This window comes from Pedobacter sp. MC2016-05 (assembly GCF_026239735.1).
Lineage (GTDB): Bacteria > Bacteroidota > Bacteroidia > Sphingobacteriales > Sphingobacteriaceae > Pedobacter.
In genome coordinates this window covers 302,284-319,797 of record NZ_JAPIVT010000002.1, presented here as the reverse complement: position 1 = coordinate 319,797, position 17,514 = coordinate 302,284, and the positions used below count along the sequence as shown (strand labels likewise).

General features: G+C 37.6%; 21 protein-coding genes. 5 read left to right on the top strand and 16 right to left on the bottom strand.

The window, feature by feature from the left end:
• Window positions 1–118 precede the first annotated feature (118 nt).
• From OQZ33_RS04390 to OQZ33_RS04335, 12 genes are all read right to left on the bottom strand, one after another.
• Entirely contained in the window at window positions 119–1,783 is a 1,665-nt protein-coding gene (locus OQZ33_RS04390; protein WP_265797850.1) for a hypothetical protein, read from the bottom strand.
• Window positions 1,755–2,444 carry a hypothetical protein gene (locus tag OQZ33_RS04385; RefSeq protein WP_265797849.1) on the bottom strand — a complete coding sequence of 230 codons (690 nt, stop codon included), beginning with the start codon at window positions 2,442–2,444 and terminating at the stop codon, window positions 1,755–1,757. Before OQZ33_RS04385 ends, OQZ33_RS04390 begins: the two co-directional genes overlap by 29 nt.
• A complete protein-coding gene (locus OQZ33_RS04380; protein ID WP_265797848.1) occupies window positions 2,437–3,087 on the bottom strand; it encodes a hypothetical protein in 651 nt (216 codons plus the stop codon). Before OQZ33_RS04380 ends, OQZ33_RS04385 begins: the two co-directional genes overlap by 8 nt.
• A 75-nt stretch (window positions 3,088–3,162) precedes the next feature.
• Window positions 3,163–3,483: a hypothetical protein gene (locus OQZ33_RS04375; protein ID WP_265797847.1), complete on the bottom strand. Its 321-nt coding sequence runs from the start codon at window positions 3,481–3,483 to the stop codon at window positions 3,163–3,165.
• 130 nt (window positions 3,484–3,613) lie between these two features.
• Window positions 3,614–4,465, bottom strand: a complete 852-nt coding sequence (locus tag OQZ33_RS04370) for a hypothetical protein (protein WP_265797846.1) — start codon at window positions 4,463–4,465, stop codon at window positions 3,614–3,616.
• A gap of 103 nt (window positions 4,466–4,568) precedes the next feature.
• On the bottom strand, window positions 4,569–4,757 hold the full coding sequence (locus tag OQZ33_RS04365; RefSeq protein ID WP_265797845.1) for a hypothetical protein: 189 nt from the start codon (window positions 4,755–4,757) through the stop codon (window positions 4,569–4,571).
• The gene (locus OQZ33_RS04360) at window positions 4,754–5,305 is read right to left on the bottom strand and encodes a hypothetical protein (protein ID WP_265797844.1); all 552 of its coding nucleotides are present in this window, start codon (window positions 5,303–5,305) and stop codon (window positions 4,754–4,756) included. Before OQZ33_RS04360 ends, OQZ33_RS04365 begins: the two co-directional genes overlap by 4 nt.
• Window positions 5,305–5,643, bottom strand: a complete 339-nt coding sequence (locus OQZ33_RS04355) for a hypothetical protein (RefSeq protein ID WP_265797843.1) — start codon at window positions 5,641–5,643, stop codon at window positions 5,305–5,307. The genes OQZ33_RS04360 and OQZ33_RS04355 overlap by 1 nt, the downstream gene beginning before the upstream one ends.
• Before the next feature lie 50 nt (window positions 5,644–5,693).
• Window positions 5,694–6,914 carry a hypothetical protein gene (locus OQZ33_RS04350; RefSeq protein ID WP_265797842.1) on the bottom strand — a complete coding sequence of 407 codons (1,221 nt, stop codon included), beginning with the start codon at window positions 6,912–6,914 and terminating at the stop codon, window positions 5,694–5,696.
• Window positions 6,915–6,920: 6 nt separating this feature from the next.
• Window positions 6,921–7,991: a Clp protease ClpP gene (locus tag OQZ33_RS04345; RefSeq protein WP_265797841.1), complete on the bottom strand. Its 1,071-nt coding sequence runs from the start codon at window positions 7,989–7,991 to the stop codon at window positions 6,921–6,923.
• 81 nt (window positions 7,992–8,072) lie between these two features.
• Window positions 8,073–8,504, bottom strand: coding sequence for a hypothetical protein (locus OQZ33_RS04340; protein WP_265797840.1), 432 nt, complete (start codon window positions 8,502–8,504; stop codon window positions 8,073–8,075).
• Between the two features lie 2 nt (window positions 8,505–8,506).
• Window positions 8,507–9,016 carry a hypothetical protein gene (locus OQZ33_RS04335; RefSeq protein WP_265797839.1) on the bottom strand — a complete coding sequence of 170 codons (510 nt, stop codon included), beginning with the start codon at window positions 9,014–9,016 and terminating at the stop codon, window positions 8,507–8,509.
• A 543-nt stretch (window positions 9,017–9,559) separates the two neighbouring features.
• Here OQZ33_RS04335 and OQZ33_RS04330 point away from each other — a divergent pair.
• Genes OQZ33_RS04330 through OQZ33_RS04320 form a run of 3 tightly spaced genes read left to right on the top strand, consistent with a single transcriptional unit; the run spans window position 9,560 to window position 10,755 of the window.
• Window positions 9,560–9,790 (top strand): hypothetical protein, encoded by a 231-nt coding sequence (locus OQZ33_RS04330; RefSeq protein ID WP_265797838.1) that lies wholly within the window; start codon window positions 9,560–9,562, stop codon window positions 9,788–9,790.
• 16 nt (window positions 9,791–9,806) lie between these two features.
• On the top strand, window positions 9,807–10,052 hold the full coding sequence (locus OQZ33_RS04325; RefSeq protein ID WP_265797837.1) for a hypothetical protein: 246 nt from the start codon (window positions 9,807–9,809) through the stop codon (window positions 10,050–10,052).
• Between the two features lie 4 nt (window positions 10,053–10,056).
• Window positions 10,057–10,755, top strand: a complete 699-nt coding sequence (locus OQZ33_RS04320; protein ID WP_265797836.1) for an SOS response-associated peptidase — start codon at window positions 10,057–10,059, stop codon at window positions 10,753–10,755.
• Between the two features lie 336 nt (window positions 10,756–11,091).
• On the opposite strand, the gene OQZ33_RS04315 is transcribed toward OQZ33_RS04320, so the two are convergent.
• Entirely contained in the window at window positions 11,092–12,174 is a 1,083-nt protein-coding gene (locus tag OQZ33_RS04315; protein WP_265797835.1) for an AbiH family protein, read from the bottom strand.
• A gap of 70 nt (window positions 12,175–12,244) precedes the next feature.
• On the opposite strand from OQZ33_RS04315, the gene OQZ33_RS04310 reads away from it, so the two are divergent.
• Together OQZ33_RS04310 and OQZ33_RS04305 are read left to right on the top strand one after the other, a co-directional pair.
• Complete coding sequence (locus OQZ33_RS04310) at window positions 12,245–12,925, top strand: hypothetical protein (protein ID WP_265797834.1); 681 nt, start codon at window positions 12,245–12,247, stop codon at window positions 12,923–12,925.
• A 64-nt stretch (window positions 12,926–12,989) separates the two neighbouring features.
• On the top strand, window positions 12,990–13,271 hold the full coding sequence (locus OQZ33_RS04305; RefSeq protein ID WP_265797833.1) for a hypothetical protein: 282 nt from the start codon (window positions 12,990–12,992) through the stop codon (window positions 13,269–13,271).
• Between the two features lie 34 nt (window positions 13,272–13,305).
• On the opposite strand, the gene OQZ33_RS04300 is transcribed toward OQZ33_RS04305, so the two are convergent.
• Genes OQZ33_RS04300 through OQZ33_RS04290 form a run of 3 tightly spaced genes read right to left on the bottom strand, consistent with a single transcriptional unit; the run spans window position 13,306 to window position 17,239 of the window.
• Complete coding sequence (locus OQZ33_RS04300) at window positions 13,306–13,515, bottom strand: hypothetical protein (protein ID WP_265797832.1); 210 nt, start codon at window positions 13,513–13,515, stop codon at window positions 13,306–13,308.
• Window positions 13,515–14,405 carry a DNA cytosine methyltransferase gene (locus tag OQZ33_RS04295; RefSeq protein WP_265797831.1) on the bottom strand — a complete coding sequence of 297 codons (891 nt, stop codon included), beginning with the start codon at window positions 14,403–14,405 and terminating at the stop codon, window positions 13,515–13,517. Before OQZ33_RS04295 ends, OQZ33_RS04300 begins: the two co-directional genes overlap by 1 nt.
• Window positions 14,405–17,239: a BT4734/BF3469 family protein gene (locus tag OQZ33_RS04290; protein ID WP_265797830.1), complete on the bottom strand. Its 2,835-nt coding sequence runs from the start codon at window positions 17,237–17,239 to the stop codon at window positions 14,405–14,407. The genes OQZ33_RS04295 and OQZ33_RS04290 overlap by 1 nt, the downstream gene beginning before the upstream one ends.
• Between the last annotated feature and the right edge of the window lie 275 nt (window positions 17,240–17,514).

The following is a 17,514-nucleotide window of genomic DNA, read 5'->3' as shown; positions in this document are numbered from 1 at the left end:
ACGCCCTATCCCTGAGGGAAAGGTTGACGACGACGCTTCTGATATATGATTGGGGCCCCGGCGGCACGTCAAAAAAAATCTGGCTGAGTTTTAGGTAAAAAAAGATCGAGCGAGGGCATCACACAATGATAAGGTCGCTAATGGCGTCGTTGTAGCCATATTCCTCCTTGAACCTGCCGATGTACAACGTTTCGAAAGCATCACCAAGGTGAGGAGCATCCTCCGGTGCAACCTTCTTCTGCCGCTCCGGACGTTTATCTTTGGCAAAGAACTCACCGGTTTGAACAACGCCCGTTTGTTGAATTGATGCTACCAACTGCTCTGCATTATCCGCATTGAAGCGAACAGGCTTGAAACGCTTATCCTTTTCGGCAAATACGATCTCCCATAGCTTATAACGAATGTGTTGCTTTGGTTGCAAACCAATATGGCGTGAGTGAACCGTCCATCCTTTCTCACGCAATAACATCTTAACATCATCGGCAAAGCTTTCGATACGTGCAGCATTACCGCCGGTCGCCGTGTTGTCATAGTAGAAATGTACTTCTTTGCATGGATGATACTGGTAATACTTACAGAAGTCATCAATCAGGTCACGCAAGACCTTGCTATCCTTACGCAATACAAACATTGAGTTGAGCACTCGGTAATGTTTAATACTATCCTGCCCAACTACCAACGACTTGATGGCATCGTTATAATCCAATGCGATATCGAGTGGTTTGTTTTTGATCACATCACCATCTTTGCGGCAATCCTTTTCGACACCATTTGGAAGATAAAGGCCAAGCGTATCAACATAATTATAATCATAGGATTGATAACAGTGGTATTGACTATCGAACAGATGAAAGAAACCATCTTCAACCATCAGGTTTTTAAGGTTCATTATGGAGGTATCAAACACCTGTTCTTTTAATTCCCTTATCCATTGATTGAATTTACGTTCACCTAATATTTGAATATTTTCCAAGGTGTTGGCTTCACTATACCAAAGCAATCCGGAACGGTCACCATCTTCCGTTTCGACGCCCATTTTAAGTTCATTGAGTGCCAGATAATAATTGCAAAGTTTTCGGTATAAATAATTTTTTCGTGGCGTAGTTGTTCTTGGTAGTTCGTATTCAGCCAACATTTTATTGTACTCTATTTGCAGATTGATAACAGTGCCAATAGTTTCCATATCCACTTGCTGGGCTTTCTCCAAAATCCAACGTGCTTTTTGTTGGGTTGGCATATCTGTATACATCGTAACCATGTGATGTTCCCACATGTGACCGAAAATGTTATCGTTTCCACGATTGGCAGGCACCACTTCGTCCAGGTATTGATCAAAGTTTAAAAACTTGACCTCATCGGCCAAAATTGCATCAAGTGATTTCGCATTTGCTAAACCCTGCCGATCCTGACTGATTAAATAAAAAACATGACCATTATACCAATAGATGTAATGTGATGGATCTAAAGCCTTGTAAATCGGATCATCAATTTTGAGTTTCGCAGGCGGTCGCTGGCGAACCCAATAGTGAACGCCATGCCGATATCCAAACCTTTCCCACGCTTTGAAAAGCGGTGGAAGTGTACGATCCAATAACTGCATGTAAGTTTGGGCAATCACTCCTGTTGTTCCGCGGGGCATCTGGTTAGCACCATGTGAAGATCGATTCGCAATCGGTTCATCTGTTTTACCTGTTGCCCTGCCCCAAACACCGTATTCTTCGGTGGCCATAATCAAGCGGGAAAGTTTTTGCGGTTTATTCAGCCAAATCTTCTGTTCGCTCATCATCAATATTTAAAAGTTCAACAGCTTCGGCACTGGCAAAAATATTATCAATCTTCCCTTTTTTTCGTTTGGCAAGAATTCGAGCGACGGCCTGATCGGGGTTTTCGATTTTAGGAAAGCCAAGTTCTGAAGGATCAGCAACCAAAATTAGCGTTGGCAATTGGAGTTCTGCATATTTCGGCAAATCGGCTTCTGGTTCTTTATCCCATTTGCGGATAGTCATTATCATTTTATCGAAAGCAGCTGCTGATTTAAAGTCGCCTTTTGCATGACAGTAAGCGCTTCGTTCCTCTAATTTTTCCAGAAATAATCCTTTGGCAAAATCGTTGTCATCTTTAGTTTCTTCGATAGCATAAAAACGTTTTGTTGACTTGATATCATCGTAAGCAGTGCGGATAGACACATTATAAGTTGCAGTAATGAACTTTGCCAAAGTGCCATAATTATAAGGACGGTAATATTTAACCTTCCCCTTTTTTATTTTTTCACCCTGGCGCAACATCCCGTTGATCATTTCCCATCTGGTGAGCGAATCCTGCAAATCTTTGGGCAGCTGATCGATTTTACCATCCAGATAAGCTTTCAATATTTTATCAAACTTATCCTCCACCTGGATATCACGTGGACGGATTAGATTTGCCAGCATCGGAATATTATTCATCTGCAGCCTTTCCGTTTATTTCGGCAAGCCTTGCCAATTTACTTTCAATCAATTTTTTGGTTTTTACTGCATCCTTACAGATACCTGATGCCAGGCGTTTGCGGGCTTTGCTCAAACTTTGGTAAATCAGTTGCGCTTCATCGGTAAGCAAAACTTTTGTTTTTTGGAAAGGGAAGTAACCGACTTCATCAAAATGATCTATCATCCGATAATTATCCTTAATCTTTTTATGCAGGTGAAGTATGTTTTTTGCAGTAGTCAAAAGAATTGGTTGCTCAATAGATGCATCGAGCATAAACATATTCCGTTCGATTTGCCGGTATAGGGTTTTATTATCTTCCTGGAAAGCCAGATAGTATTTGTGGTTTTCGGCGTTTTGCTTTTTAGCTTCAAATTCCGCTAATTCCGATTGTTCCGCTTTGGATTCCGATAATTCCGTTACCGGTATTTTAAGTATTTCCGGAATGGCAGGTGGAGTTGGGGCGAGTTTCGATAACTCTGCCACCAACTTTGATTTATTAAATGGCGTTGGTCCATCGGCGAATAATTTCTTCAAAAAATCACTCTGCCCATGCTTTGCATATAAGGCTAAACCAACATCATAATTTTGGCCGCTTTGTAACCACGCATTGAAATCCTGCATGGTTTAAAGATCGATAAGGAAAGGTAAGAAGGAAAGGACAGGCAATAAAAAAGCCACTCATTGAGTGGCAAAATACTAATGAAACAAATCCAAATCCATTGGCTCAAATTGGTTATGCTCTGCGGCCCAAAGATTGGTAAACAGATGCAAAACTTCTTTTAATGCATGGTTTTGTTTCAAATCCATTTCCTGAAGTTCCTCGCTTTGCGAAAATACCAAACCCATATTATGGATGATTTTTAATGCATGGTAAGGTCTACACACCAAAAGAAATTCTAATAATACATGAAGTTGTTGAGGTTTTACCATCCCTTTTTTAAGTGTAATGGAAATTGTTTCAAATTGCTCGTTTGTTGATTGTACTGAGATTGCGCTAGTTTTGTTAGGAGTTGTCATAATTAGTTTAGTTAATTTAGTTTAAACGGTCGCATAAAATGCCTTATTTAAACTACAAATCCTAAACGTTTTGATTTATCACAATAGGATGAATACTCATTTTTTTCTCATCCTAAATAAAAAGTAGCTGCTATTCAACTCTACTCCAATCAGTAATTTTAATCGAGTCCACTTGTGATTTAGTCAGTAATTTAACTGATCCATCCATATACTGTATTTTTATACTATTAATGTGCAGGTATTCAGCAGTAGAAGAAAAAAAGGTGTTCTCAAAATTATATAGGCTTGATTCATTAGGTTTTATTGGTCCGATAGCCCTAACCATTTTGGTCCCTACAACATCCTTGACAGGATTTTTTGCTGTTACATTGATGTAAAGATATTTAATTGTTTTCGTCGAAAGATTTGAAAAAGTGATATCAAACCCTATTGAATAGTCTTCGCCAGTAACCGAAAAATCAGTAATTGCTAGTTTATGAGTATCAATTGTTTTATAGTTAATAATGTCAACTTGGTTCGCTATAGTATCATTAAACTTTATTCTTGCGTTGTTCTTCTTAAAAATCCAAACCTCCTGGTTATCATCATTAAGATATTTAGAAGTAGGCTGACCAAAAGAGTTTATTAAATAGGATTTCGTAAGAACCCCGCTATCAATCATTTTTTTTATATCGTAATAGTACGAGTATGAATTTATATGTTTCTGGTAATCGTAGGCTTTCAACATTAACGGTAATTTAGTTAAATCGTCCCTTTTGTGAAAAAATAGGAATACTGGAACATTAGTCAACTTTTTATATAAAACTGTACCGTAAGGATTATCAACTACGTCTACATCCTTTATACCAAGTGAATCTTTCATGTTATTAATACTAGAAAGTTTGTAGGGGATTTTTTTGCCGCTTGGATAGTATGCAGTGAATTGAGCAAAGCAAATAAAATGTGCAGCTATAAAGCCAGCCAGTAGAGATATTTTTTTCATGAGAACCTTATTTATTTAGTTTCCAAAACTAACAAAACGGCAGCAACAAAAAAAGCCACTCATCGCGAGTGGCTTTCAACTAACCAAATATTAAAACTAAAAACTATGAAGAAGCTTTTTCTTTCTGGATATAAGGATCTTTCATTTCTTCCAAAGCTTTCGCCTCTTCCAAAGTGATTTCCCTAAAATCAATCCTGCCAATCTTCGATTGGTAAATCGGGAAAACCGTATTCACGATTTTGTATTTACCTTTTATTGCGGGGCTTGGTTCGAATTTTAGCTTTTCCATCATGCGCCTACTGGTGGAATGGTTCCTTCATAACTAAATACGGGTGCCTGAGCATACGACTGTAAAGTAAATTTCGTTCCTACCTCACCAGTCGGACCAACACCGGTTCCACCAGCTGCATCAGTAACCGTTGCAGAAATTTCTTCTGAACCGATTTGATAGAAGTGGCCGCTATCATCCAACTTACCGAAAAGGCAAATGAAACGATAGTTTTTCAAACCTCTGGCAGTACCTAAATTGGTTACCGAATTGTTTGGAACGAAGATTTCAGCACCTTGTTCGAAAATCTTACTTAATTTCTCACCAGCCAATTTCCAGTTAATACCACTTTTATCGAAAAGGATAGAACACTCGATGGGTGCTTTGCCAACTTTCATCAGGTGATTGCCGGTAATGGCAACAACGCTTCCTGCAGTAGTTCCAACTGTTGGTTTCACTATGGTTTTCATCCAAGACAATGGAATTAACCAAGCCTTTTCTGATATTCCAGAAGGATTATCATCACCATCGCCGAAGCTAAGGCCTAAATTTGTAACTGAATCGTACTTCATTATTTATCCTCCTTTAACTTTAAAGCTGCCGATCCCGATTCAACTAACTGTGAAAGTTTTTTCGAATCGTTTGCCAATTCCTCTCTTGTTAAACCATCAACACCAAATACCACTTCGTATTCTGATTTGCCAACTTTAGCGTATAACTTATTTGGATCGGAAGGTGTTTGGTTCGCCAAAGCAATAGCTTCTTTTGCTGCATCTTCTGCAGTTTTTTGAGCTACTTTAGCTGCTGTTAACTCACCAGATTGTTTTTCGAAAGCGGTTTTAAGCTTAGTTAATTCCGTTTCTTGTTTATCGTATGCCTTTTGAGCATCTTCAATTTTTTCGAATTTCATATTTATCAAATTAGCCCCGACCGAAATCGGGGCGTTAAATAATCAGTTAGTTAGTCTTGGTCGGTAATTACTATTTCACGACCATCTTGGTAACCAAAACCAAGAACTCCAGCTACACCCATTTTCAAAGTGTAAACATCAGGAATAACATTTACGGTGTTGAAATCACTTACTTCATCGGTTAAACCTAGGAAGTTAAGGCGTGGACCTGATAAGATCATGTTTGTTTTAGACATCCATGTTGCACTTACCAGTTCAGCTTTTTTGTTAGTGTTGGCTAAATAGATTTTGCCACTTCCATCGTTTTCGGTGTATTTACCAACCTTGTTTTCAAAGTCATCCATTAACGCTTCCATCCTTGCTGAACCGGAGTAGATTTGAACGCCTAGTGCTTTTCTTGCATCTGAATGCTTTCTGAAAACTGCTTTAAACAACTCGTATTCTGATTTACCAGCAGATGAAATGATATTTGTGATATCGCCTGAATCACGACCAGCTTTGATAATTGTCCCCAAACCTTCGCATATAGCAAGGGCATTCGCATCAGCCCATTTTAAAGGTGTAGTTAATGGGCTTTCTCCCGCTACAGTTGTCGCTAAAGCGAAAAAGTATTGAACCTCATTATTTAAAGTGAATTTGATTCTTGCACCAGCATTGTAAACAGTGCCAGCATTGAAAGCGTTAAATGCAGCTTTACCTAAACCACTCCACGCTGTTTGATCGTTCAAGATTGCAGCATCATTTTCCAATATTGCTTTAATTGTGTACTGCTCAAACGGAATAGTATTGCTTTTAGAACTTTCACCTGGACCACGCTCGTATGCTAAGTGTGAAGTACGGTACTTTCTTGGGTCGATAATCAAATCGCGTTGGAAAGGTTGAACGGTGTAAGTGTGTGGTTCGTAATCAATATCGTTACCAACCGGATTAAAAACTCCCGTATATGGTTTTGGGCCGTTCTTAATTACGAGTTCAGTTGTGATGTATGTATTCTTTACGTTCGGAACCATTGTGATATCCTTCATGATATCCATTGAGTTAACCAGCTTAGAGTAAATACCTTTTTTTACCTTACCAATATAGGTTTGGATTTTCGAAACATCTGGCGAAACATCAGCACGATGTACACCAGTTAAAGCGGTATTTGGTTTACCGAACGCAATTGCCACCATTAAGGCGACGACAGTTAAGCCGACCATCATAGGGCCACCAACCGTGTAGGCCATTCCTAAGAAGAGCGCAAATTTAAAGATGTTAATTAGGTTTTTCATTTGTGATTAAGGAATTAAGTTTCTTACTTCTTTGATTTGGTTGTACTCGCGATCTGTTTGTGTTTCGAACTCAGCAGTTACTTCTTGAGTACCTGGAGTTCCATCAGTTGCAGTTGTTACTGGTGCCAAGGCTTCAACAGCGGGTTTATTCAGTTCTTTTTTAAGGCCAGCAACCTCAGCTGTCAACGCCACAACTTTTTGCACTTCGGCTTCCTTTTCGGTAGTAAGCGCAGTGATCTGAGTATTTAATGACGGTACTTTCCCAGCATCGGCTGTAATTGTTTGGAGTTCGCTGTCTAAAACCAACGTTACACCTTCAATTTCCTGTGCAACAATTTCTTCGTTGACAGCCGTAACCTGCTCGGCAGTTACTTCTGCGGCTGCTACTTTAGCCAGTGCAGTAAGTGATTTGAATTTGTTAAATCCTAACATATTTTCTTGATTGTTTTGAGGGGTATAAAATGCAGCCACCTTGTTTAATGGCATTGCTGTAATGTTTTCAGGAACTGGTTGAGCATCATAGCTTTCAATTGTCGCTATGCCTAATGTTTGGGTATCTTCGGCTGTCATCCAATGATCTTTGCCGTCAAACCATAATGCTTTCACTTCATCAACTTTTTTGCCTGTTGCTTTTGCAAGTATTCCAGCTAACACTTCATCGTGAACATCGAGCATATCAGCAGCTTCGCGAAGATCATTGCTTTTACCAAATGCACCAGATCCAGCCTGGTGTGCCATTGCAATAGCATTTTGTGCTGTATGGCGATTTTCTTTTTTTGCGGAAGCTAGAATGTAGAAGAAACCACTGGCACACAAACCATCATTCCAGGTATGTATTTTGTCCTGATTAGCATTGATGATATTGCAAATAGCCAAAAACTCGTGAACATCGCCTCCTGGTCCATTTAAATGAACATCAATTCGATTGTAGGTATATAATGCTGAAATTTTCTGCTGAAAAGTTTTGGCGGTAATGGGATCACCGTTATTCCAAAAATCGCCAATAATACCGTATAAGTAAATTGATGCCGTTTTGGTTGCATCATTTGCTACTACAGTTAAAGATTGTTTTTTCATGCGTTGTGTTTTGGGTTCTTACTTTACAGTATTTCAAGAACCCAAAACAACGCAGATTTTAACCCTACTGAAAGGACAGGTTTAAGCCTTTAAATACTCAAATGGCTGAGAAATCGCGAATGAAAATAAACTTCCATTCTCACCGGCATACTTTTCGGCGGTACCGGCGGAAACGGTTAAAGTTACCGACATACCGGGAGCGCCGATGATGTAAACCTCTCCATTTAAATCGGTCAACCGTAAAACGCCATGCTGACCTAAAAAGGGGTGAAGTTCAGTTCTTACTTCTTCTCGAATGCGATGAATGAAGAATTCACCATCATAACTATAAATCTGGCCATTGTCCGAATCTTCGTTGCCACCTTTAAAGCTTCCAGATTCTTCTTTGAATGGAATTTTGATCCATGATTTACCGGCTTTAAAAACTGCAGGGTTAAAATTATCGAAATCGGTATGGTGTGCAATTTCAGCTGAGAGTAGGCTACCAATGTTATCGCCTTCGTAATGGTTCATATTTATAAACTTAAAGTGTATTGTGGTGTAAATGGCGGAGTGAAATTCCTTCTGGAAACAATGCGCAAACGTTCGCGGTAATACCAGCGCTTTAAATTATCGAAAGGCAGCTCATCTTCGCTAATCCCGAACATATCACGGAAACGAATAATATCATAGTCAACCACTTTATCGGTTGAATTTGGATGATTGATGAAGCTGTACATCTGTTCACGAAAAAAATCATCAACAGTTTCGTTAAACCTTTTGATGTTGGCTGTGCTAATGTAAAGGCCCTTCGAAATTTCGTAGTTGGAACCGATGTAAACCGGATAAGGAAAATAGTTTTTGTGGTCAATAAGCTTTTGCGAAGGCCGAACGGTTCTCGGATCTTGCTTTTTGTGCTTCTCCAACATCAGAAGCAAAAGAAATGAGGCATAACCTCGATCGCTAACCTCCATTTGGTTGCCGTGGCTGTACTCCAAATACTTTTTAATGTGTGCCTTTACCGGCAATAGAATTTTTGCGCCCATTTAGATAGAATGTTGCGCAGTTTTAAAAATAGAAGGAGGGTGTTGGCTGATGTAAAAATAAGGAAATTTATCAGATCATTTTCAAAAGCAATTGAAAAGAAGTGAAAAAATTTATCGTTTTTCCCAAACCTTATGTTTTTCGTTGGACAGCTTGGACAGGTTGGACATAAAGATGTAACTGTTTGATTATTAATTGTAATTTATGTCCAACACTTTCATAATTAGCCAAAAACCTGTCCAAGCCTGTCCAAAGAAAAAATAAAAGACAGCGAAAAACGTATTCCTTGGACAGGCTTGGACAGCGTTGGACAGGTTTTGAAGTCTTTTGGATAGGTTAATAATGATATAACTAACTAATAATAAATAAGATAAGTATATTAAAAAAGAAAGTATGTCCAAGTGCCCAACGTGTCCATGCTCTTTTTAAGTTTTTTGAAAAATAATTTTGTGTATTTTTATTTCGTTGAAAATGAGCCGTTTGAGGAATTACTCGAAAAGTCAAAACCTTAAATACTAAATATATTAGTAATTTTAAACGTGTTTTTGATCAGTATTATGTTTGTTGCAGCTTTCGGAGATGAAAATAAGGTGGTTGAAATATGCCAACCGAATGGAGGTGGGGGCCATAATTATAGCATTATGGTAGATAATTGTTACTGGGGAAAAATCCTATATCAAATTGGAGGTTGGCGGGTTTCTTTTCAAAATCCGCACGATGAATTTAGTGGTGGCGATTTGCAGCCGTTGATTGATCTAGTAAAGGGAGAAGATTAAATAAAAACTAGAGGTTATGTTAATACACGAATTTGAATACATATCTGAAAACTTTGGAAAAGCCTCGGCAGTTATACATGTGGATGATGAATTTTGGAACGTTACGGTTAACAACCAATATTTGGGCGTAATGGAAAAAGATGATTGGCAAGCGGTTACTTTCAAAACCGATAGTGAGCTATTACAACCAGAAATTAAAGCATTGGAAAAATGGTATAATACTTCTGATGAAGAATATGATGAATTGATTAAAAAACAATAGAATTATGTGCTACAGAGCAACCCAAACTTCGAAAGCGTACGAATACGCGGATTATTATAAAGCCCAACTTAATCCTGAAAAGCAAATTGAAGATCAGGTTTATTATCATGCAAATGGATTTTCACATCCTAACCTGGTTACCATTGCCGCAAAAGAAGGCGAGCGCCAAGCCGAGCGGATGCAGTGGGGTTTAATGCCGAACTGGAAAAAGCCTTTGCCCGATATGATTAAGCTATCAAACAACACATTAAATGCAAAAAGCGAAACCATATTTGATTTAGCCAGCTTTAAAGGTTCTATCATGACTAAACGCTGCATATTACCGGTTGAAGGTTTTTTTGAATATAAAGAAGTGGATAAGGATAAACTGCCATACTTTATTCACCCAAAAGAACATCCTTACTTCAATATTGCTTGCATCTATGCATTTTACCAAAATCCAGAGAACCAGGAATGGATTAAATCTTTTAGCATTATTACTGGTCCGGCAAATGAGTTGATGACTGATATCCATAATACGAAATTCAGGCAGCCACTAATTATCTCTAACGATCAAATTACTAACTGGCTCGATCCAAATACCAGCAAGGAAGAAATTATTCATTTAATGAATCCATGCGATGATAGCAATATGGCAGCATATAGGGTAGATAGGCAATTGATTAAAATTGGCAATGCGCCAGAAGCTTTGTTGGCTATATAAAGATTTTAAACTTCTAAACTATAATAAAGCGATTAATGGATGGGGATTTGAAAAAATTTATTTTAAATTTTTAGTATTTACAAAATCTCTTTGGTATGCTATCTTAGTTTTATGCGATTGAATTGACACAAGCACAAAGCCAAATTCCTAACAAAGTTTAAAAGTCAAATAATATTTATAATGACAAAGCAAGAAAAAAAAGCTATGGAAAAACAGATTGCCTTCTTCTGGCGGGTAATCAACGTTTTCCCGAAACGTTAGTAGTGTTTGCTTCTTAGAGAGGTGACCTACACTTGGAAGAAAAGCCCTGCATGAAGTTGCAGGGCTTTTTGGATTTTATTCATGTGTACGGGGATGTTGTGGCAATTTTGTACAATTTGGTTCTTTTACAACCTTTTTTCTCATAGCATTCTTATCAGTGAAGTGCCTAGCTAACTCATAGGTTTTTTCGGTAAAGTCACTTTTATGCATATTTATCTGGTGATAAAATATCTTAACAGATAAACAGTATTCATGTTCGAATATTTCTCTTAACATAGTTCGGTCTGATAAACCACAGGAATGTCCAAGTATAAAAACCTGGTATTCGTCAGCGTCAAGAAAGCGTATCAGATCATCATAATTCTTTGTTTTAAAATATGAAAATGATTTTATGTGGTGAAAAAGTTCATTTATTTTTAGATTCTCGAAAGTCAAATATTCAGTATTATACTCATCACCAAAACCAAATACAATTTTATTTTCCGAATCTCCTAATTTACCATGAATGTAATTCATCTCTATCCCACTTCCCAATATTTGATAATTTGGGAAATACATTTCAGAAGTTTGTGTGTAGTTGAAGTTTAAGACGTGAGTTTTTGCTAAAGACAGGTTAAGTGGTTTTTTATAAACGAAATCGCTCGAAAAAACTTTCTGACTCAATAAGTTTGTAATGCCCTGATTAGGAGGTAGGCTTTTAGCTATTTCATTTTGGACTAATAAATATTTTTCCAGCAAATCTTTCAAAAAATCAAATTGCATATTAAGCTTATTGATTAAATCTTTGGCGTAACCTGTTACGCCCCTTTTACATTCCTGTAGCTCAGTGAAATAATCATTTTCCAAATCAACCCAACGCATTTCACCAGCTTTTTTAATACTATTCTTTAATAAATCTGAAAAGAAAATTTTGGAAAAAATTCTTGTATCATCAAAAATCTCAAAATATTTAAACATGTCGGTATTTTCATCAAATACTGGAAATTCCCTATAATATGACGAAGGGTATTTAATCTCAATCAATTCATCTTTATAGTAACTTTTTTTTTTGAACTCAATTACTATGGATTTAAGATAATCACTTAAAAAATCACAATAGCTTGTTTTTAAGCCATGTGCTAAATCAAATCCGTTTCCAATAATTATAAGTCTGTTCATATGAGAGGATAATTTATGTGGCAAAAGTAGATATAATAATTATTTATCTTTAGGCAAAAAAAAAACGCTCATGAATATAAATAATTTTGGACCATTCTATTCTCCTGTTTGGGGAACGGTTTCTGATTGGACTATGGTTATAGTCACCACGCTAACCGTAATTTATCTTATCAAAACATTTAAGGCTCAATCTAAATCTATTAAAATTCAAGATAAAACTCTGGAATCTCAATTACAGGTACAAACAATTCAATCTGAACAATTCAAATTGGAAAAACGTAAGCATGCATACTATACTATGCCTATTTTCAAATGTGAAGTAGCTTCTTACGCTTCTGATTTCGATGTACATGATGAACCAAGTTTCAATTTTCCAAATAGGTATTGGATAAATATTGGATTATTATTTTCTCATGAACAAGACATCGCTAAGAATGTAAAAATATCCTACGGAGAAACTCCTGGTCAAAAATGGGAAGATGCCAATAATCCAGACAATGTTTGGGAACATAAGGAATTAGTAAGAAATGATAAAGCTTACATTGCTCTATTTGGGCAAGGCAATGTGGGAATAATGACTTCTCCAGATAGAAAGCCAGAATGGCATTTTATGGCTACAATAGAATTTAACATTTCTTTCAATGATCAATTTGATAATCATTTGAACCAAAAAATAACCTGCTTCATGAGTTCAGACCGAAAGCCTTGGTTTGAGATTGGAAATCCAAAATTTCTCACTACTACTTTTTAAGCCTTAAAAATTTGCAACACAAATTAGCTAAGAGCATATTATAGTTGACTAAACACAAAATATAATGAGTAACGATTTAAGAAGAAAGCTTTACGGCGATGACTATGTTGATAAAGAAGAAAAATTTCAAACAGCTTTAAATGAAATAGAACTTAAGCATGACAAGTGGTTTGCCGATAGAACGGATATAATTTCTGGAAGTAAGCCAGATAAATTACACAATCACTGGATCACATACAATGATGGCAATTCGTTAAGGTTTGGTTTTCATAATGATTCAGAGATTCCCGAGTATATTAAAAACGAATGTATTGCAGCTTTTAAAGTTGTTTATGGAATAAGTTAAATTAAGTGCCCCGACAATCGTAGGGGCACTTAATTTAACTTTCATCATCAAAAATGTAAATCACACCTTCTTCAATTTTTTGTTCCAGCCACTCGCGGGTTAAATCTTGATCAACCCAACGGAAATCCCAACCGCTTGCCGTTTTTACAAAAAAGTGGAAATGCATATTTCGTTTCCCATCAAATAAAAATGGATCTATGCTATTTGCCTGGGTAACCTGAAAGGTGATGGTATCGGTGGTCATTAGTTAAAGTATTTCATTGCTTCAGTTCCAATCCACCTAGCCATGTGACACGGAACCGCGTTTCCAATTAATTTATAGGAGCTTCGTTTATCTGGAAAAATATATTCATCCGGAAAACCTTGTAACCTTGCATATTCTCGGATTGTGAACGGCCTAGCGCCATATTCTGCATTTTTATCCTTCACTAATCGCGTTCCCAAATCTTTTGAGTAGTGAGCAACACAAGTGGGGGCATAGGCATTAATCACATTAGGATCGACAACTATTGGTTTATCTCGGTAATTTCCATTTATTCTGTTAATTACATATTGTGGCATTTCATAAATGGGATCTAACTCGAGTATCGATTTTAGTTTGATTTTTTTTGTCGATTTAGGTGGAGCAATAGCAAACCTTTTTCTTGTACCAACTAAAATCAAGCGTTTCCTGCTTTGCGGAAGCCATTCCAAAGCATCAACAGGGCAAAATATATTGATATAATATCCTGGCATTTTGCTCATAGCTTCCATCACAACTTCAAATTTTTTCATACCCGGGACATTTTCAATTACATACATTTCTGGTTGTTCAATAGCTATGTGGCGAAAGAAGTGCAAAAACAAGTCATCACCTGTTCTGGTGCCATGTATATCTGCAATAGCACTGTACTTAGTGCATGGATAAGTGCCTATTATGATATCGGATTGTTGCTGAGATAAAACAGTGATGTTTTTGATATCCTCATGGAGAACTTTATGAGTAATCATTTTATCATTAAGCTTAATACAATTAATTGCATCAATATCTAAGTCTAACGATTGAACAACATCAACTCCAGCTTGCATAAAACCAATGTCCATTCCTAGGCAGCCAGAAAAATAACTTTTCGCAGTGGGTTTATATTTTCCCATTAAAATACCTCCTTATCATCCTGCTCTGTGGTTATCCCGCCAAAGCCATTAATTTCCATTTGTACAATTGGCGCTTCTGGTTTCTTGAAGCTGTCGTTTTCATCTTCGCCAAATTCAACCCCTGCTTTCCTGTGTTTCTCACGCAACTCATCTTTATCCTGGGCTTTGATCAAATCAATACCTAAATCGGGATATTTGAAAGTGTGGCACCAGCGGTAACTTCCACCGAAAGAAACTTTTTTGCGTTCGACAAAACTTTTCGGATCATTTTCGAGGTAGTTGCGCAATGTGGCTTCATCCAATGCGCCAGGATCTTTCCTTTTCGTCATCGATTCAGAATACATCTGGTAAACATCCTGAATACGGATATACAGTTTCGCTTCTCTGATTTGGAAATGGCGATCTTCCATTAAATGCCCATCGTAAAAAAGGTTTTCGATAATGCTCCAGAACTTGCCAATACTGTCGGTACCTTTCAACACGTAATATTGATCAACCAGTGTTTTCTTGCACAACTCGCGAAACTCCTTCACGTTAAAAGGCAAGGTTTCTACATCTTTAATCAGTGTGCACATGGCCACTAAAGAAGCATAGTTGTTTATAAATCGTTCATCAACCTCGGCATTATTCACCGCTTTGCGTAATTCACGCTGTTCGGCTTTGTACACCTCCTTAAACTTTTCGTTGAGCATGGTGCGGTGTTTCAGCAGGCTTACCGTAATGTTGCTCAATCCATCGGCTTCCATATCTTTCAACTCATGGAAAAGCTTTCCAGCAGCTTCGCTTTTCGAAAATTTGGCGGTAATCAGCAAAATAAAACGACTGAATAAAGCTTCTTCCACAATTGGCATTTCCTGCCCCGAAACAATCACGGCACTATCAATTCTGGTGCTTTCAGTTTGGAAAGTATTATCCTTTTTCCCGCGTTCGTAACCGATTCGATCGTAAAGGTTTTTAAGCGATTCGATGTAGAAGGTTTTGAGCGTGTTCTTATATTCATCCAGCCAGATAAAAGCATTGCTGTACTGCCCGCTTTTACGCATCATACCCACAACGGTACTGGCACCGCCAAGCATCAGTTGTTTTTGTCCGAGGCCGAAAAGCTTCATCATGCTTTCTATCATTGTTCCCTTTCCTGTTCCTTTCTGCCCGTACACGTTGAGCATTGGAAAGCGATCATCCATCGCTTTGAAAACGATATCGCTAAACAACGCCATGATGTAGAACATGATGGCCATTTGCCCGTTGGTACCATAAACCCTGCAAAACAGATTGGCCCACGTTTTAAAGGTGTGGCTGTTTTCGGTAAGTAGAAAGCGTTTATCACTCACGTATAAGTCATCTTTCTCCAAAAACATTTTCGACATGGCAGGGATGAAGAAATTCATTTTGATCATCTCATCATCTTTAAGTCGATAATGTTCCACGATCCCCAATTCATCAATGGGTTTAAATTCGTTTAAGTGGCAATCAAATATGCCATTGGCAAAAGCATAAAAATTATAGCGTTTATAGTAGCCCAGTTGCCTCACCAGTTCGGTTTTTACTTCATCACGTTGCAACTTATCCTGCAGCCGACATAAATCGGCATCATTACCTTTAAAAATAAAATTACCTTTTCTGGCAATCAGTTTTTTAAAGCTGCCAATGCTCACAAAATCATCGGTATTCATTTTGATTACCACATCGTAACCGAAAATGTTTTTTATCTGAATTAAACGGTAAGCTTCATCATCACTGGTTTCTACGTGGTAAATGATGCGCATTTTAAAGTTGGAAACCTCCACTTTTTTAAACTTTTCGTTCATGCTCCAATAGGTGCCGCCACTTTCGTAGATGCCGTATTTGCGTAAATCATCCACTTCTTCATCTGTATCTAAATGGTCGCGAAAATCAGCTTCTTCCTTTTTCTCGGCGATGGTTTTCGGCATTTTGGTTTCCAAACCATAATCGCGGGCAAGTGTGAAGAATTTGCCAGGTGTAGTGAATCGGCCTTTAGTTAAGGCGTTATCAAACTTTTCTTCGGCTTCTTTTTCGTTGTATTCGCTGTATTGTTTGCTGATTCGATGGAATAACGAACGACCATCTTCTCCAAAAGTGGCAAGTGAAAAGGCAAGCAATTGCCAGTCTGAATAATCGCCGGTAAGATCGATATTTTTCGCTTCTGCCTGTTCTACAATGTAAGTTGCACGTTCTAAATTGCGTTTAGCTTCAAAAGCTTTGGAAGCGGAAACATGTTTAGGTTTTTCTTCTGATTTTTCATTTTCAGCTGTTTGATTAACTTCTTCGGCTTTGTTTTCCCACTTTTTATTCAACTTAAATAAAGCGGCTTTTGGATTGAAGTAAGCTTCTGGATCATGACTAACAAAACAGGCACGTGGGATATCTTTACCGCTTTTATCGAGCACTAAACCGAACTGCTCGAAGAAAACCTCTGCCTGTGCGAATGATTCTGAATGTTTCGCTCCATCAATTCTGAAAAGGGCTTTCACTCCGGTACCGCTTGGAGAAGTGAAACAAGCTAATGTGAAGTTTGTTGCCACGATGATGTTTTTAGCATTTGCCACATCCACATCATCAAAATCCAAACAGATAATGTTGCTATGTTTGATTAACCCTTTCTCTGTCCGCTTTTTGAAGATGCCAGAGAAAGTGAAATAATCAAGTGTGCTTTTTAAAAACGTTCGTCTGGCTTTGTCGTCAGTTGCCCTTAGCGCTTCAACAGGTTCTTTGTAACGATCGCCTTTAATCATATTTACCGCTTCTTCTATAGTAAAATCGCGTATTGGCTCCGTTTTTTTTATCCCGCCTTTATAAAAGGAAAATTTGTACATGTTTAATTTGATTGGTGATGGTGTTAAATATTGAATAGATAAAGGCTTAAGAAGAAAACAGATCCTGCAATAATGATCCAAAGGATCTTAGATAATTCTTTCCATTCATCACGTGGTGAAGACTTTTTCATTGTGGTTAGTTTTTGGTTAGCAGTTTAAAGTTTAGCAGAAAATGAGGTAACCAACAATTGACCATATTGCTACTGTTGCAACTGGTATGGAAATCCAGGTAATTGATTTTGTGGTAAGTTTGATTTTCATGGAAGTATGTAATA

What these genes read in the sequence shown, in the direction of transcription:
- OQZ33_RS04390 (WP_265797850.1), bottom strand. Translation starts at nt 1,783, where the DNA reads ATGAGCGAACAGAAGATTTGGCTGAATAAACCGCAAAAACTTTCCCGC.
- OQZ33_RS04385 (WP_265797849.1), bottom strand. Translation starts at nt 2,444, where the DNA reads ATGAATAATATTCCGATGCTGGCAAATCTAATCCGTCCACGTGATATC.
- OQZ33_RS04380 (WP_265797848.1), bottom strand. Translation starts at nt 3,087, where the DNA reads ATGCAGGATTTCAATGCGTGGTTACAAAGCGGCCAAAATTATGATGTT.
- OQZ33_RS04375 (WP_265797847.1), bottom strand. Translation starts at nt 3,483, where the DNA reads ATGACAACTCCTAACAAAACTAGCGCAATCTCAGTACAATCAACAAAC.
- OQZ33_RS04370 (WP_265797846.1), bottom strand. Translation starts at nt 4,465, where the DNA reads ATGAAAAAAATATCTCTACTGGCTGGCTTTATAGCTGCACATTTTATT.
- OQZ33_RS04365 (WP_265797845.1), bottom strand. Translation starts at nt 4,757, where the DNA reads ATGATGGAAAAGCTAAAATTCGAACCAAGCCCCGCAATAAAAGGTAAA.
- OQZ33_RS04360 (WP_265797844.1), bottom strand. Translation starts at nt 5,305, where the DNA reads ATGAAGTACGATTCAGTTACAAATTTAGGCCTTAGCTTCGGCGATGGT.
- OQZ33_RS04355 (WP_265797843.1), bottom strand. Translation starts at nt 5,643, where the DNA reads ATGAAATTCGAAAAAATTGAAGATGCTCAAAAGGCATACGATAAACAA.
- OQZ33_RS04350 (WP_265797842.1), bottom strand. Translation starts at nt 6,914, where the DNA reads ATGAAAAACCTAATTAACATCTTTAAATTTGCGCTCTTCTTAGGAATG.
- OQZ33_RS04345 (WP_265797841.1), bottom strand. Translation starts at nt 7,991, where the DNA reads ATGAAAAAACAATCTTTAACTGTAGTAGCAAATGATGCAACCAAAACG.
- OQZ33_RS04340 (WP_265797840.1), bottom strand. Translation starts at nt 8,504, where the DNA reads ATGAACCATTACGAAGGCGATAACATTGGTAGCCTACTCTCAGCTGAA.
- OQZ33_RS04335 (WP_265797839.1), bottom strand. Translation starts at nt 9,016, where the DNA reads ATGGGCGCAAAAATTCTATTGCCGGTAAAGGCACACATTAAAAAGTAT.
- OQZ33_RS04325 (WP_265797837.1), top strand. Translation starts at nt 9,807, where the DNA reads ATGTTAATACACGAATTTGAATACATATCTGAAAACTTTGGAAAAGCC.
- OQZ33_RS04320 (WP_265797836.1), top strand. Translation starts at nt 10,057, where the DNA reads ATGTGCTACAGAGCAACCCAAACTTCGAAAGCGTACGAATACGCGGAT.
- OQZ33_RS04315 (WP_265797835.1), bottom strand. Translation starts at nt 12,174, where the DNA reads ATGAACAGACTTATAATTATTGGAAACGGATTTGATTTAGCACATGGC.
- OQZ33_RS04310 (WP_265797834.1), top strand. Translation starts at nt 12,245, where the DNA reads ATGAATATAAATAATTTTGGACCATTCTATTCTCCTGTTTGGGGAACG.
- OQZ33_RS04305 (WP_265797833.1), top strand. Translation starts at nt 12,990, where the DNA reads ATGAGTAACGATTTAAGAAGAAAGCTTTACGGCGATGACTATGTTGAT.
- OQZ33_RS04300 (WP_265797832.1), bottom strand. Translation starts at nt 13,515, where the DNA reads ATGACCACCGATACCATCACCTTTCAGGTTACCCAGGCAAATAGCATA.
- OQZ33_RS04295 (WP_265797831.1), bottom strand. Translation starts at nt 14,405, where the DNA reads ATGGGAAAATATAAACCCACTGCGAAAAGTTATTTTTCTGGCTGCCTA.
- OQZ33_RS04290 (WP_265797830.1), bottom strand. Translation starts at nt 17,239, where the DNA reads ATGTACAAATTTTCCTTTTATAAAGGCGGGATAAAAAAAACGGAGCCA.